This window comes from Rhodococcus sp. IEGM 1366, from assembly GCF_033142425.1.
GTDB lineage: Bacteria > Actinomycetota > Actinomycetes > Mycobacteriales > Mycobacteriaceae > Rhodococcus_F > Rhodococcus_F globerula.
Genome location: NZ_JAWLRZ010000003.1, coordinates 462,007 through 476,567 on the forward strand (window position 1 = coordinate 462,007; position 14,561 = coordinate 476,567).

Annotated in this window: 15 protein-coding genes; 7 read left to right on the forward strand and 8 right to left on the reverse strand. The window is 61.2% G+C overall.

Translation table 11 applies throughout. The annotated features are described in order from the left end of the window. The first annotated feature begins 94 nt into the window (after positions 1-94). Positions 95-877 carry an enoyl-CoA hydratase/isomerase family protein gene (locus R4P64_RS11865; protein ID WP_045069635.1) on the forward strand — a complete coding sequence of 261 codons (783 nt, stop codon included), beginning with the start codon at positions 95-97 and terminating at the stop codon, positions 875-877. Between the two features lie 71 nt (positions 878-948). On the opposite strand, the gene R4P64_RS11870 is transcribed toward R4P64_RS11865, so the two are convergent. From R4P64_RS11870 to R4P64_RS11880, 3 genes are read right to left on the reverse strand one after another with little or no spacing between them, the layout of a single operon-like run. Then, the gene (locus R4P64_RS11870; protein WP_045068465.1) at positions 949-1,272 is read right to left on the reverse strand and encodes a hypothetical protein; all 324 of its coding nucleotides are present in this window, start codon (positions 1,270-1,272) and stop codon (positions 949-951) included. A 41-nt stretch (positions 1,273-1,313) separates the two neighbouring features. Continuing rightward, a complete protein-coding gene (locus R4P64_RS11875; RefSeq protein ID WP_317820919.1) occupies positions 1,314-2,075 on the reverse strand; it encodes an SDR family oxidoreductase in 762 nt (253 codons plus the stop codon). Positions 2,076-2,087: 12 nt separating this feature from the next. Continuing rightward, positions 2,088-2,855 carry an SDR family NAD(P)-dependent oxidoreductase gene (locus R4P64_RS11880; RefSeq protein ID WP_033232487.1) on the reverse strand — a complete coding sequence of 256 codons (768 nt, stop codon included), beginning with the start codon at positions 2,853-2,855 and terminating at the stop codon, positions 2,088-2,090. Between the two features lie 352 nt (positions 2,856-3,207). Here R4P64_RS11880 and R4P64_RS11885 point away from each other — a divergent pair, with 352 nt between their 5' ends. The 4 genes from R4P64_RS11885 (at position 3,208) to R4P64_RS11900 (ending at position 7,024) form a co-directional block, all read left to right on the forward strand. Further along, on the forward strand, positions 3,208-3,639 hold the full coding sequence (locus tag R4P64_RS11885) for a nuclear transport factor 2 family protein (RefSeq protein ID WP_317820921.1): 432 nt from the start codon (positions 3,208-3,210) through the stop codon (positions 3,637-3,639). An 11-nt stretch (positions 3,640-3,650) separates the two neighbouring features. Then, positions 3,651-4,481, forward strand: a complete 831-nt coding sequence (locus tag R4P64_RS11890) for a mycofactocin-coupled SDR family oxidoreductase (RefSeq protein WP_045068460.1) — start codon at positions 3,651-3,653, stop codon at positions 4,479-4,481. A 27-nt stretch (positions 4,482-4,508) separates the two neighbouring features. Continuing rightward, positions 4,509-5,303, forward strand: coding sequence for an SDR family oxidoreductase (locus R4P64_RS11895; protein ID WP_317820923.1), 795 nt, complete (start codon positions 4,509-4,511; stop codon positions 5,301-5,303). A gap of 119 nt (positions 5,304-5,422) precedes the next feature. Beyond that, positions 5,423-7,024 carry an FAD-dependent monooxygenase gene (locus R4P64_RS11900; RefSeq protein ID WP_317820925.1) on the forward strand — a complete coding sequence of 534 codons (1,602 nt, stop codon included), beginning with the start codon at positions 5,423-5,425 and terminating at the stop codon, positions 7,022-7,024. On the opposite strand, the gene R4P64_RS11905 is transcribed toward R4P64_RS11900, so the two are convergent. From R4P64_RS11905 to R4P64_RS11925, 5 genes are read right to left on the reverse strand one after another with little or no spacing between them, the layout of a single operon-like run. After that, positions 7,014-7,502 (reverse strand): VOC family protein, encoded by a 489-nt coding sequence (locus tag R4P64_RS11905; protein ID WP_317542650.1) that lies wholly within the window; start codon positions 7,500-7,502, stop codon positions 7,014-7,016. The genes R4P64_RS11900 and R4P64_RS11905 overlap by 11 nt on opposite strands. Further along, complete coding sequence (locus tag R4P64_RS11910) at positions 7,499-8,251, reverse strand: SDR family NAD(P)-dependent oxidoreductase (protein WP_233364013.1); 753 nt, start codon at positions 8,249-8,251, stop codon at positions 7,499-7,501. The genes R4P64_RS11905 and R4P64_RS11910 overlap by 4 nt, the downstream gene beginning before the upstream one ends. A gap of 9 nt (positions 8,252-8,260) precedes the next feature. After that, positions 8,261-9,304: a 4-hydroxy-2-oxovalerate aldolase gene (gene dmpG, locus R4P64_RS11915; protein WP_033232497.1), complete on the reverse strand. Its 1,044-nt coding sequence runs from the start codon at positions 9,302-9,304 to the stop codon at positions 8,261-8,263. Continuing rightward, positions 9,301-10,203 carry an acetaldehyde dehydrogenase (acetylating) gene (locus R4P64_RS11920; RefSeq protein ID WP_045068448.1) on the reverse strand — a complete coding sequence of 301 codons (903 nt, stop codon included), beginning with the start codon at positions 10,201-10,203 and terminating at the stop codon, positions 9,301-9,303. Before R4P64_RS11920 ends, dmpG begins: the two co-directional genes overlap by 4 nt. A gap of 2 nt (positions 10,204-10,205) precedes the next feature. After that, entirely contained in the window at positions 10,206-11,837 is a 1,632-nt protein-coding gene (locus R4P64_RS11925; protein ID WP_317820928.1) for an FAD-binding protein, read from the reverse strand. Positions 11,838-11,952: 115 nt separating this feature from the next. Here R4P64_RS11925 and kstD point away from each other — a divergent pair, with 115 nt between their 5' ends. Together kstD and R4P64_RS11935 are read left to right on the forward strand one after the other, a co-directional pair. Then, positions 11,953-13,713 carry a 3-oxosteroid 1-dehydrogenase gene (kstD, locus tag R4P64_RS11930; RefSeq protein WP_317820929.1) on the forward strand — a complete coding sequence of 587 codons (1,761 nt, stop codon included), beginning with the start codon at positions 11,953-11,955 and terminating at the stop codon, positions 13,711-13,713. Then, positions 13,703-14,560, forward strand: coding sequence for a MaoC/PaaZ C-terminal domain-containing protein (locus R4P64_RS11935; RefSeq protein WP_045068442.1), 858 nt, complete (start codon positions 13,703-13,705; stop codon positions 14,558-14,560). The genes kstD and R4P64_RS11935 overlap by 11 nt, the downstream gene beginning before the upstream one ends. Position 14,561 lies beyond the last annotated feature (1 nt).

Genomic DNA, 14,561 nt, shown 5'->3' on the forward strand with positions numbered 1-14,561 from the left:
GTCATCAGTGGGGTCCGGGAACAGCAGTGTTCCTGGGCCCTACTTTTTGACGAGATTATGATTCTTACATCAGAGAATGACGTATGCTCTTCGTATGGGAGACGACTTGGGAGCAGACGGTTTACGGTTCGAGCGCGAAGGCGCGATCGGGTGGTGCACCATCGACCGACCAACGGCGAGAAACGCATTCACCCCCGCAATGTATTACGGACTGAAACGAGCAGTTCGCCTCGTGAACTCCGATCCTGATCTGGGAGCACTGATCATCACCGGCGTCGACGACGTATTTGCGCCCGGCGGCGATCTCGGTGGACGCTCCGATCCGGGAGACAATATGCCGGAGGGGCTTTCGGGCAACGACGTCGTCCCGTTCATGACCATCCGTGACAGCCGCGCGCCTGTGATTTCCGCGGTCAACGGAATCTGTCAGGCCGGCGGCCTCCTTGTTGCGATGATGTCCGACATCGCCGTCGCCAGCGATCGGGCCACATTCCGCGTTCCCGAACTTCTGCGAGGAATCCCTGACGCGACCTATGCCGCCGTACTGCCCGCTCACGTCGGCATTGCAGCTGCGCGCGATCTGATGCTCTCCGCACGTAAATTCGATGCCGCAGAGGCACTTCGGCTCGGAGTGATCTCCCGCGTCGTGCCGCACGAGGATCTCCGAACTGCCGCGCTCCAGGCCGCACGCGAGGTATTGCAGAGCGCGCCACTGGCCCGTGCCCAGGTCAAGCGAATGCTCAACGAGCGTTACGGACTGTTCGACTACGAAACCATGTTCGGCGCGCTCGAAACGTCACCGGAGCCCCGTGAGGGAATGCGCGCTTTCATGGAAAAGCGTGACCCCAACTGGATCCCGGCAAATCTGCCGAGCTGACCGCCCGCACCATCCGAGGCCGCCGTCGCAGTGCGACGGCGGCCTCGGACCCTTTTCTGTGCCTTGCACGATCAACGCGGCTTGGAATACTCCGATTGCACGGCCATGATCCGCATTTTCGGAATCGGGCCATAGCTCAGCGAGTCCGACATATTCAACTTCTTTGCCGCAGCGGCGATATGAACGTTTCGCTTTGCCTCATGGGGATCACCCTCGAGCTCGTAGAGCGTCACGGAAGGACCGCCATCTGCGTCAGCAGCCGCCAGTCTGGTGCCGCCGACAAATCCGTCAAGAGCCACTACTTCAGGTATGTGGATCTCGTCGTACCACCGATTGAACTCGTCCAGCCGATCCGGATGAGAGGGATGCGATTCGACAACCAGATAATGCTTCAATGTGGATCCTCACTGTGAGAAGTACTGGTGGCAGTGCAGATTCAGACTCGGACAACCCAACCGCCATCGATGTTGAGCGTGTGGCCGGTCACCCAGTCACTACCCGACGAGACGAGGTACAACAGACCGGGAATCAGCTCTTCCGGCTCGCCGAACGGAAACGGAATGGCGTGCTTGACCATTTCCTTGAGTTCCGGCGGTGACGCGATCGAACCCGCTTCGGTGTTGACCATTCCCGGAGCGATCGCATTGACACGAATACCGAACGGCGCCAACTCTCGCGCCAACGACACAGTCATGCTCACCAGGCCGAGTTTCGTGATGCCGTACGCCTGCGCAGCCATGAATGCACCGCTCGACGACTGATTCACGATCTTGCCGTATCCGCGTTCCTTCATATAGGGCACTACCGCGCGGGCGCACAAGAGCGGACCGGTGAGATTGACTGCCAGCGTGTGGTTCCAGAGTTCGAGATCCATAGTGGTCAGGGATCCCTCGCCCACCACTTCGGCCATCAATCCGGCGTTGTTCACGAGAATGTCGACGGACCCGAAGTGCCGGGCCGCGGTAGCCGCCATCTCGGTCGTACTCGATTCGTCCCGGACATCGACATGCACCGCAAGGGCGCGGTGACCGGCCGCCGTTAGTTCGCCTGCTGCTGCAGCGGCGGCCTCGAGGTTGACGTCAGCGAGCACCACGGCGGCGCCGGCCTCGGCGAGTCCCTGAGAGTAGGTGCGGCCGATCCCGCCGCCGGCACCGGTAACGATGGCCACCTTGCCCTCGAGTAGGAGGTTGTCGGTCATGTTTCCCTTTCGTCAGACCTTGCGGGTAACTCCACCGTCGACGCGGATGATCGCCCCGGTGGTGTAACTGGAAGCCGCACTTGCGAGATGGAGTGCAAGTGGACCGATCTCCTCGGGACGGCCCATCCGACGGAGCGGCACGAATGGTGCATCTTCGCCCTCGGCCGGAGCCCAGGACTTGGAGATATCCGTCAGGAAGGGCCCGGGAAGAATTGCGTTGACGCGCACCGTCGGCGCAAAGGCCTCAGCCAGTCCGACAGTGAGGGCATTGAGGCCCGCCTTGGCGCACGCGTATGGCAACTCTCGAACGCTGGCGACGAGGGAGCCCGCGGTGCCGACGTTGATGATCGAACCGCCGTCGTTCTCGGCCATGTACGTTCCGGCGCGCACGGCAAGACGAAAGGGCCCCTTGAGATTAACGCCGAGAGTCTTGTCATACAGGTCCTCGGTAATATCGTCGAGGTTCTTGTACGGGGGTGACATACCCGCGTTGTTCACCAGCACGTCGAGTCGGCCGAAGTGTTCGAGCGTCCGGTCGATCAACTGCTCACAATCGTCCCAACGTCCGACATGACACGCAACCGGCAGAACCTTTCGCCCGGTCGACGCCATGACCTCGTCGGCGGCGCGTTCACACGAGTCGAGTTTGCGGGACGCGATGACAACGTCAGCTCCCGCCTCGGCAAGAATCTGGACAATCGCTCGGCCGATCCCGCGGGATCCACCCGTGACTATCGCAACTTTGCCGGTCAGGTCGTGGAGATGTTCCAAGGTACTCATAGGTGAATCATGCCTGATTCGACCACACTTTGAAAAGGCCATTCTCTATCTCAAGAATATCCTTCTGGTTGCAACACCGAACACATTCACCAAGTGCGGCTACGCCGAAATGAGCAGCGTAGAGTACTGGAAGACAACGCTGTTCGACAGTCGAATCGATACATCCAATCGCAATTCGCACGAGGTCACATAGGTCGACAGAAGCCGCAACCCGTCACCAGATCCGGCGGCGATGGATTTTTCACACTTCATGTTCTACTTTATGAGAATTGCGTTCTCATGAACGTGACGCCTCGCCGAGAGTTCATCGAGCAAACGAGGGCCAGGAACCCACCGTCAGCAAAGGAACTTCGTGGATCTGCAGACTGTTCAGGACAAGATCGAGATCGCCGAACTGATCTACCGATACGCCCGCGCCGTGGACACCAAGAATTGGGAATTGCTGACTACCGTGTTCACCGAGGATGCGCATCTCGACTACAGCGCCGTCGGCTACCCGGCCGGATCCCGGGACCAAGTGCTGACGCTGCTCACACAAGCACTCGGCCGGGTGCCGATGACTCAGCATTTTGTCACCAACGTCGAGGTCGAACTCGACGGTGACACCGCCAACGTACGGGCGATGTTCTACAACCCGATGCAACTCCCGGGCGCTGCGGAGATGACCTACTGCGGCGGCAACTACCACCATGAGGTCGTTCGCACCGCCGACGGCTGGAAGAGCGCTCGGGTGACCGAGGAGAACCTGTGGTTCTCGAACCACCCCGCCAAGTCGCCGGCCTGAAAGGTAAACCTATGACCGAGCGCGTAAACGGGCGTGTATCCGGCAAAGTCGCCCTGATCACCGGTGCCGCCCGCGGACAAGGACGAGCGCACGCCGTTCGCTTGGCGGCCGAGGGCGCAGACGTCATTGTCGTCGATCTGTGCGCACCCATCCGAGGCGTCCCGTATGCACCGGCCACCCCCGAGGATCTACAGGAGACCGTTCGGCTGGTGGAAAAGACTGGACAGCAGGCAATTTCAGCGATTGTCGACGTGCGGGACCTCGAGAAGCTTCGTGGGATCGTCGACGATGCCGTCATTCGTCTCGGCCGTCTGGATGTCGTCGTCGCGAACGCGGCGATCTGCTCTGCCGCTCCCTGGCATGAGGTAACCCCCGAATCCTTCGAGGACACAATAGGTACCAACGTGACCGGTGTCTGGAACACCGTCATGGTCTCGGCCCCACATCTCGTCGAGCGCGGTAGCGGATCGATCATCTTGATCAGTTCCGCAGCGGGATTGAAGGCCCAACCGTTCACGATGCCGTACACCACGAGCAAGTGGGCAGTGCGCGGAATGGCAAAAGCGTTCGCCGCGGAACTCGCTCAGCACAGCATTCGGGTGAACAGCGTCCATCCCACCGGAGTGAACACGCCCATGGTCAACGACGGTGGCCTCGGCGGGCAGCTCGACAAGGCGATTGCCGGCAACAGTCGTATCGGCGCGATGATGATCAACATGCTACCCGTCGACATCATCGCCCCCGAAGATGTGTCAGACACGGTGTTGTTCTTGGCATCCGACGAATCGAAGTACATCACCGCACACGAATTGGCACCCGACGCGGGTGTCACCGAGTTCTGATCGAACAGTATTCACTGGAGGAAAAGCATGGAGTTGTCCTCGGCGCGGCACGCATTCATTACCGGCGGCGCGAGCGGTATCGGCCTCGGCATCGCCGACGCGCTGGCAGAGCGCGGGTTATCCGTCACGGTCGCCGATATCAATCGGCAGTCGCTGGATTCGGTGATCGCTTCCCGAGGTGTCGGGTTTAGTGCCGTCTCACTCGACGTCCGTGATCGCGAGGCCTGGGCAGTGGCCAAGGCAACGGCCGAAAGCACCTTCGGCCCGGTGGATATCCTCGTCAACAACGCGGGCATCGGTTTCAACGGGCGCGATGTGGCCGACATGGACCCGGAGACCTTCGACAATCTTGTCGCGATCGACCTGACCGGAGTCTTCAACGGCGTGTCCGCCTTCGGCGGGGATATGCGAGCACGTGGATATGGGCATATCGTCAACACCGCTTCCGTCATGGGATTGACCGCAGGCGCTCCCGGGCGGGGCGCATACAGTGCCGCAAAGAGCGCAGTCATTGCTCTGTCCGAAGCACTGCGCAGCGAGATGGCGCCACACGGTGTCGGCGTTTCCGTGCTGTGCCCTGGATTGGTCATGTCGAATCTCGATCGCAGCACCACCGAATTGGGTGGTCAGGTCGAGGATGTCAGCCACATCAAAGGAACGGGAAACATCGGAATGGAGCCCGCGACCGCAGGCGCATACGTTGTTCGAGGGATAGCGCAGAATCTCCCGTACATCGTCACACACCCGCAGTATCTCGACTACGTCGAGAAGCGAATGGAGAGCATTCGAGCCAGTGTGGACGCGTCGACCCCGATTCCCTGAGTTCTGCCTCGACGCGTTTTCACTCGAATGGCATGATGCCGGATTTGCGAGATTTCCCACGCCTCAAAATTTCGCTCGCCATACTGGAATGGATGCTTCCCCCTACCCAGTAGGTGCACATGGATATCGATGTACTCGTCGCAGGCGCCGGCCCGATCGGGCTGACCGCCGCCATCGAACTGCGCCGTCGCGGGATGAACGTTCGGATCGTCGACCCGCTCGGCGAACCTCCGCAGTACGCCAAAGCAGTTGGCATCCAACCCCGCACCCTCGAAGTATTCGAGAACATGGGCGTACTGCGACAGGTTCTCGATGCCGCCACCATCTTGCGCGGGCAGATCAGCTACACCAACGGTTCCGAAGTGGGGCGGATGGATCTCACACTCCCCGGCGACGTGCCGTACACCTTTTGCGGACTCCCCCAGTACGAGACCGAAAGAATCCTGACGGCCAGGCTGCGAGAACTCGGAACCTCGATCGAACGCGGGCTCTCACTCGACAGTTTCGAGGACAGCGACGACGGAGTCAGTTGCATACTCAACGATGGAAGTACCGTGCGGGCCAAGTATCTGGTGGGATGCGACGGTGCGCACAGTGTTGTCCGTAAGGGCTTGGGATTGACCTTCGAGGGTGGAGCTTTTGCCGAAAGCTACATGCTCGGCGACGTCGAAGTTGACTGGTCGATGCCCAGCGGATACGCGATTCGCGCCAGTCATGTCGACGACGCTGGAACTACCGACGATCTCCTGGTGTGCATCCCGCTCCCCGGTCACAAACGATATCGGATGTCGATGCTGGTTCCCGACGAGCTTCTCCCGGATCCTGCCGGACTTGACGGAATTGCACACGGCTTTTCGTCCGGAAAGGCGCCCGAACTCCACCACATTCAGGCTGTGCTCGACCGATTGTCGCCCGAACCTACGACAGCGTCGGCGATGCGGTGGTCGTCGGTCTTTCGGATCAGCCACCGCATTGTCGATGCCTACAGTCGCGGAAGGGTTTTCATCGCCGGTGACGCCGCGCATATTCATCCGCCCACCGGCGCACAAGGTATGAACACCGGAATCCAGGATGCGCACAACCTCGCGTGGAAACTGGCACTGGCAACCCAGAACTTCGCCGCCCCTGGCCTTCTCGACACCTACGACGCCGAAAGACGGCCGGTTGGTGAAGAAGTTGTCGGAATGACGGTCCGCAACGCTCGCGAAGGGATCGGCGCCGGAGAGTCCTCGATCGATACCGCGATGCGTCGGCAGGCACAACTACTGGTTGCCTATCCCGACAGCCCGCTCAACAGCGGAGAAGCCGGTAACGCCTCGAACGTCCACCCCGGCGAACGGGCACCGGACGCACGTGGGCTCACCCGCGACTGCGTGCAGTTCCCCATCCGGTTGTTCGAATTGCTGGCCGGTGTCAACCACACACTTCTTCTCTGCTCGGACGGATCCGAAGACAGCATCGGTGACTGCGAAAAGCAGTCTGCCGCTGCTGTTCACGCGGCACACGGACAGCTCGACGTGTACGTGATCGCACCACCGTCGTCTGATTCCGTCTATTCGACACTGCCGATCATTCGAGATTCCGATTCCCAGCTGTGTGCCGCCTACGGCGTGGAAGAGAACTGTGCGTTGGTAATCCGACCGGACGGGTACCTCGGATACCGAGGTGACTGCGCCGGTATCTCCGGCTACTTATCGAAAGTCTTTGCGTTCAATACGTGATGAGCGAATCGAACATCAAGCGGATCTCGGGCGAGAGCTTCATGAGTTCCACGTAGCCGCCCATCGGGCCTGCGTCGACGTAGGCAAATTCCATTCCCACGTCTTCGATGCACCCCTGCTGCAACACCGACATTCCCCGACGCTCTACCTCCGCCAAGGTTTCGTCGTAATCGTCCGGAACAAATGCCACGTGATGAACGCCAACACCGTGGGTGTCGAGGAACTCCGAATAAAGACTGCGCCCCGAAACCGGTTGGATCAGTTCAATTTGCTGAGTTCCCGCATAACCAAGGGAAATGTGGGCTGTGTAATCGGCGGGCTGGCCCCGATAAGTCGTGGTCTCCGGACCGAAGTGAAGGTCGGGCATCTGTAGCCATCGCTGAACGCCCCAATTCTCGGAGAACTCCTCTTCCGCTGCGGTGATGTCGGCTACTACCCAACAGATCTGAAAGATCGGTCCCGAAACCAGCGGGGTCATGCCATTTTTCCGTTGTCCACCGAATACACCGCGCCGTGAATCGCAGAGGCATCATCGGAAGCAAGAAAGGCCACCATCTTCGCCACGTCCTCCGGCTCCATCAGTCCGCGCGGTGACGCGACCTTCATGATCAGATCGAAATCGACGCCGTCCGGGAAGGTGAATCCAGTGACCTGCGGAGTCATCATGCCGCCAGGGCAGATTGCGTTGACGCGCAGAGATTTTCCGGTGAACTCCATAGCCATCGCTCGGGTGAGCCCGATCAGCCCGTGCTTGGCAGCGCAGTACCCTGCCGAGTATGCCTGCCCTTCGAGTCCAGCGATCGAGGAAACGTTGACGATGTTGCCGCCCCGCGCGAGAAGATGGGGCAGCGCAGCTCGTGACAGGAAGAACGGCCCGTTCAGGTTGACCGCGAGGTCATGTGCCCAGTCGTCATCGGCAATGTCTGCGGTATGGCGGATGGTATGTGAACCAGCCACATTGACGAGGATGTCGATTCCGCCGAAGGCGTCGACGCACGCCTGCACAGCGGCGTCGCACTGAGCGGAGTCGGAAACGTCGGAAGCCGAATAACGGCCCGCACCGTCGCTTCCCGCCAGTTCGGTCATTGCCTGGTGCAATGTGTCCTTGCTCCGGGCAACTCCGAAAACCTTGGCGCCTCTGCCGGTCAGGATCTCGGCGACGGCGCGCCCCAACCCCGAGGACGCGCCGGTCACCAGTGCAATTTTTCCGTCCAGTACGTCAGCCACACACCGAGTCTACGACGCGGCGGCCTCCCGCTGAAGCTCCAACGCGATATCTATCAGCTGATCTTCCTGTCCGCCAACCAACTTGCGCTTCCCCGCGCGCACCAGTAGCTCGGCAGAGGACACGCCGTACCGCTCGGCTTGACGTTCAGCATGCTTGAGGAAGCTGGAGTACACGCCGGCGTAGCCCATCATCAGCGCCTGGCGGTCGAGTAGACATTCCTGCGGCATAGCCGGTCGCACAACATCTTCGGCGGCGTCGGCTATCGCGAAGAAGTCGATACCGGTCTTGACGCCGATCTTGTCGCAGACTCCGACGAACGCCTCCACCGGCGCGTTACCAGCACCGGCACCGAAACGGCGGGTGCTGCCGTCGATCTGCTTGGCCCCAGCGCGAACGGCGGCAATCGAATTCGCGACACCTAAACCGAGGTTCTCGTGTCCGTGGAAACCGACCTGAGCGTCGCTGCCGAGTTCCTGGACCAGCGCCTCGACCCGTTCGGACACCTGCTCGAGAACAAGAGCACCCGCAGAATCGACCACGTATACACACTGGCAACCGGCGTCGGCCATGATGCGAGCCTGTTTGGCGAGCGTTTCCGGCGGAATCGAATGAGCCATCATGAGAAATCCGACGGTCTCGAGTCCACGCTCACGAGCAAGGCCGAAGTGCTGAATGGAGACGTCCGCCTCGGTGCAGTGAGTAGCGATACGGCAGATGGACGCGCCGTTGTCCTGAGCGATGACGATGTCGTCCTTGATACCCAGCCCCGGCAGCATCAGGAAGGCGATCTTTGCGTTTTTTGCCGTCTCCACAGCAGCTTTGATGAGTTCTTGCTCCGGCGTTTTCGAGAAGCCGTAGTTGAAGGAGGACCCGCCGAGACCGTCACCGTGGGTGACCTCGATGACCGGCACACCGGCTCCGTCGAGGGCACCGACGATCGCCCGGACTTCCTCGAGGGTGAACTGATGACGCTTGTGATGGGAACCGTCGCGCAGCGAGGTGTCGGTGACGCGGATGTCCCAGCTCGAATCGAAGTGAATCATGTCGCTCATGCCTTCACGCTCAGAAGCTTCTGGGCGATCTCCTCGCCCACTTTGGTGGCTGCCGCCGTCATGATGTCGAGGTTTCCGGCGTACGGCGGCAGGAAGTCGCCTGCACCTTCGACCTCGACAAACGTTGTGACCGTTGCATATCCACCGGACACGACGCTCGGCTTGTCGAACTGCGGCTCGTTGAGCAACCGATAGCCCGGCACGTACTGCTGGATGTCCTTGACGACGCGATGAATGGAGTCGGTGATCGCGGCGTGGTCTGCATCTTCGGGGATGGCGCAGAAGATGGTGTCTCGCATGATCATCGGCGGGTCGGCGGGATTGAGAATGATGATCGCCTTGCCTCGCTGGGCGCCCCCGATCGTCTCGATACCGCGACTGGTGGTCTTGGTGAACTCGTCGATGTTCGCGCGGGTTCCCGGTCCGGCGGACAGTGATGCAACGGAGGCGACGATCTCGGCGTAAGCCACTTCCACCACACGAGATACCGCGTACACGATCGGGATAGTTGCCTGCCCGCCGCAGGTGATCATGTTGACGTTCGGCGCGTCGAGGTGCTCGCGGAGGTTGGCCGGAGGAACTACTGCCGGGCCGACAGCAGCCGGGGTGAGGTCGACAGCGCGGATTCCCGCGGCCTCGTAGCGCGGAGCAGCGTCACGGTGAACGTAGGCCGACGTCGCCTCGAACACCAGGTCCGGTTTCTCCGCCTGATTCAACAGCCAGTCGACCCCCTCGGCGGAGGTCTCGAGCCCCATCGCGGCGGCGCGCGCCAATCCTTCGCTCTCCGGATCGATTCCGATCATCCACCGCGGCTCCAGCCACTGCGAACGTTGCAGTTTGTACAGCAGATCGGTACTGATGTTTCCCGACCCGACAATCGCCACACTTGCCTTGGTCATGACTACTCCCTCGATGAGCTGAAGCTGGGGGGTGAACTGAAACGGGCCATCGCGGTGACCGTGGCCGCATGAAGTCCGGCGCGACGGCCGGAGAACACACAGTCAGCGAGCGACAAGCCACTCACATACGAATTGGAACAAATACCGACAGCTGTGCGTCCGGCTGCATAGAGTCCCAGTATCGGTTCCCCGGCTTCATTTTTCACCAGGCCGGTCGATTCGTCGACCACCAATCCACCAAGTGTGAGCATGGGACACGGATTCATCATGTTGGGCTTGATCGAGACGTCGTACAGCGTGAACGGGGCGTTGAGTATCGGTCTGATGAAGTCGGACGGCTTGCCCATCGGATCGGATTGACCGTTCGCCGCAGCAGTATTGTGCGCATCGACCGTTTCATACAGGCCGGCTGCATCGATTCCCGCCTTGTGCGCCACTTCGGCAATCGTGTTGCCGTGTACTGCGGTACGCATCATGCCGGCGGTCTGCACCCGCTGAAACCACATGGACTGATCGGGGATTTGCGCTTTCGCTTCACGAACGAGGTCGGAATCCGCCAGCAGCCAACCGATTCCGTTGCTCTTCTCGACCATTGCTTGCCCCAGCGCCGCACCGTAACGCGATTCGTCGACGATTCGCGTTCCGGATTCGCCCACCAGTATCGAACCGAGAAAAGCGCTGGGCGGGACGATGAACCGCCACGCGGAAACGTTACCGAGTTTGTCGGTCGCACCGCCCGCCTCGATTCCGAGGTTGATTCCCTTGCCGTCGTCGCCCGACGTGCCGAGCGGGATTCCGCCCTTATACGCGGGTGCGTGAGTGCGCATCATCTCGCGGTTGGATACAAATCCACCCGCGCTGAGGATCACGCCACCACGCGCCTTTATGCGGATCTTCTTGGCGTACTTCTTCTCGATCTTGCTGATTTGGGCGTCGACAATCGAACGCAGTTGGGGCGCATACACACCCGGTTTGGCGGAAATCGAACTGAGCGCAGCGTGACGCCGCCGGACCCCGGCGGGTGCATCCCGAAGCGTCAGCGCCTCGACGCCGATCACCCGGCCGTCCTCGATGATCAACCGATCTGCGCGGGTCTGACCGAGAAACCGCACGCCGTTGGCCTGGGCCGACTTCGCAAGCGGGCCGTAGAGCATCTTCCCCGACGTTCCTCGGCCTTTGGCACGGTGCCCACGCGGAGCAGGTTTGGCGATGTCCCGGAACCCGCCGGCCGATTCACTTCCCGAGAAGTACAGGTAGTGCTTGTTGCTCGGATACGAGGTCTTGTACGGGCACAGCGACGCCTCGAACGGCACACCGTGACCGCGCAGCCAGTCGATTGTCGCCGGACTCTCCTCCACGAACCGACGCAAGGTCTGGGGCGTCACCGCATCACCGACCTCGCGGTTCAGGTACGCGAGCATGGCTTCCGGAGTGTCCTCGATACCGGCTTCTTTCTGAATCGCGGTGCCGCCACCGGCATAGAAGATTCCACCGGAAATGGTGCTGGCGCCACCTCCCAATGCCCGGTCGATCGCCATCACCGATGAACCGGCCGCCACCGCTTCGAGTGCGGCGCTTGCCCCCGCCACGCCGAATCCGACAACGAGGACATCAACCGAAGTATCCCAGGTCACACTGCACCATCCTCAATTTTACTGCAACGCGTTTCGTTATCGAAGGCAACGTTCGTAAATACTTCCTGGCAGAAAGCATGGACTGACACCCCCATCATTCTATAACGTGTTCTACATGAGCAAGCAGGAATACGACATCGTCGTCGTCGGCAGTGGTGCCGCAGGTATGACAGCGGCCTTGACCGCAGCCCATCAAGGCTTGAGTGTGGTCATCGTGGAGAAAGCCGCCCACTACGGCGGATCGACCGCCCGTTCCGGTGGCGGAGTCTGGATCCCCAACAACGAGGCACTTCAGGCAGACGGTGTCACCGACACACCCGATGCCGCACGTTCCTACCTGCACAGCATCATCGGTGACGTCGTCGCTCCCGAGCGCATCGACACCTACCTCGAGCGTGGGCCCGAGATGCTCTCGTTCGTTCTGAAGAACACTCCGCTCCAACTGCAGTGGGTACCCGGCTACTCCGACTACTACCCGGAAGCTCCCGGCGGACGCCTCGGTGGACGCAGTGTCGAGCCCACCCCTTTCGACGGCAACAAGTTGGGTGCCGATCGCAAGAATCTCGAACCCGACTACGTCAAGGCACCCAAGAACTTTGTCATCACCCAGGCCGACTACAAGTGGCTCAACCTGCTTATGCGCAATCCTCGCGGACCTCTGCGCGCCATGAAGGTCGGCATGCGATTCCTCGTAGCCAAGGCCACCAAGAAGGATCTGCTGGTTCGCGGCCAGGCACTCGTCGCCGGCATTCGACTCGGCCTTCAGTCCGCCGGCGTTCCCATCTTGCTGAACACACCCCTGACGTCCCTCTACACCGAAGACGGCGTGGTTCGCGGCGTCAATGTTCTCGTCGACGGCGAAGATCAGGTCATCCGTGCTCGACACGGAGTCGTGCTGGGCTCCGGCGGATTCGAGCACAACAAGGAAATGCGTGAGAAGTACCAGCGCGGGCCCATCGGCACCGAATGGACCGTCGGCGCTAAGGCAAACACCGGCGACGGCATCCGAGCGGGCCAAGAGATCGGCGCCGCAGTCGATTTCATGGACGACGCCTGGTGGGGCCCGTCCATCCCACTCACCGGTGGACCGTGGTTCGCCCTGTCCGAGCGCACTCTTCCCGGCTGCATGATGGTGAACCTGTCGGGCAAGCGCTTCGGCAACGAGGCGGCGCCGTACGTCGAGGCTACGCATGCGATGTACGGCGGCGAGTACGGCCAGGGCAAAGGCCCCGGCGAGAACATCCCGACCTGGATGATCCTCGATCAGCGCTACCGCAACCGCTACACGTTTGCCGGCATTACTCCCCGGTCCCCCTTCCCCAGCCGCTGGCTCAAGGCCGGCATCGTGGTCAAGGCGGGAACGATCGCCGAATTGGCCGAGAAGACAGGACTTCCCGTCGCTTCCCTGACCGAAACGGTGGAGCGGTTCAACGGCTTCGCGCGCAACGGCAAGGACGAGGACTTCGGGCGCGGCGACAGTGGCTACGACGCGTACTACGGCGATCCGAGACTGAAGAACCCCAGCCTCGCCGAAATCAGCAAGGCCCCGTTCTACGCCATCAAGATGGTTCCGGGCGACCTCGGCACCAAGGGCGGAATCTGCACCGACGTCAACGGCCGAGCACTGCGTGAAGACGGCAGCGTCATCGAAGGTCTCTACGCCGCAGGCAATGCCAGCGCACCGGTCATGGGTCACACGTACGCCGGACCAGGCGCGACCATCGGTCCCGCAATGACTTTCGGCTACCTGGCAGTGCTGGACATCGCAGAGCGCATGAAGACCGCTGAGGTCACAGAAACCGCAACGGCCGCCGAGACCCCGGAGACTCGTGAGGCCTCCGAGGCTGCAAACACGGCGGTCGATCATGCCAATTGATCCTTCTGTCGCACTCGGCGCAGAGCTTGCGCCACAGGAGTTCTCGTGGACGCCGTCGGACGTGCAGCACTACCACCTGGCGCTCGGCGCTGGGGCTCGTCCGCTCGATCCGAACGAACTGCGATACCTCGACGACGAGAAGCCACAGGTGCTGCCCACCTTCGCCACCGTCGCGGCCAACTTTCACGCCACCCAAGCACCGAAGGTCTCGTTCCCCGGTGTCGAGATCGATCTCGCGAAAGTTGTTCACGGAAGCCAGGAAGTCACGGTCCATCAGCCGATTCCGGCCAGCGGCACCGGACGAACCACAACTCGGATCGCCGAGATCTGGGACAAGGGCAAAGCTGCAGTCATCGTGCAGGAATCAGTCACCGTCGACGTGGAGGGCAACCCGTTGTGGACTGCCCGTTCGTCGATCTTCGCGCGCGGCGAAGGAGGATTCGGTGGGCAGCGCGGGCCGTCGGAGTCGATTCCGTTGCCTGATCACAGGCCCGACGGTGAGGTCGTGATACCGGTACTTCCGCAGCAGGCCTTGCTGTATCGCATGTGCGGCGATCGCAATCCATTGCACTCGGATCCGCAATTCGCCTCCGCTGCAGGCTTTCCAGCGCCTATCCTGCATGGACTGTGTACTTACGGAATGGTCTGCAAGGCCGCAGTGGACACAATGCTCGACGGCGACAGCACGCAGGTGGCCGGGTTCCGTGCACGCTTTGCCGGGGTGGTATTCCCGGGTGAGAACCTGAGCATCCGAATCTGGAAAGGCGAAGGGCAACTCTTGATCTCCGCATCTGTCGCAGAGCGCGACGCCCCCGCCCTAGCTGACGTAGTTCTCACTCTTGCCTGAG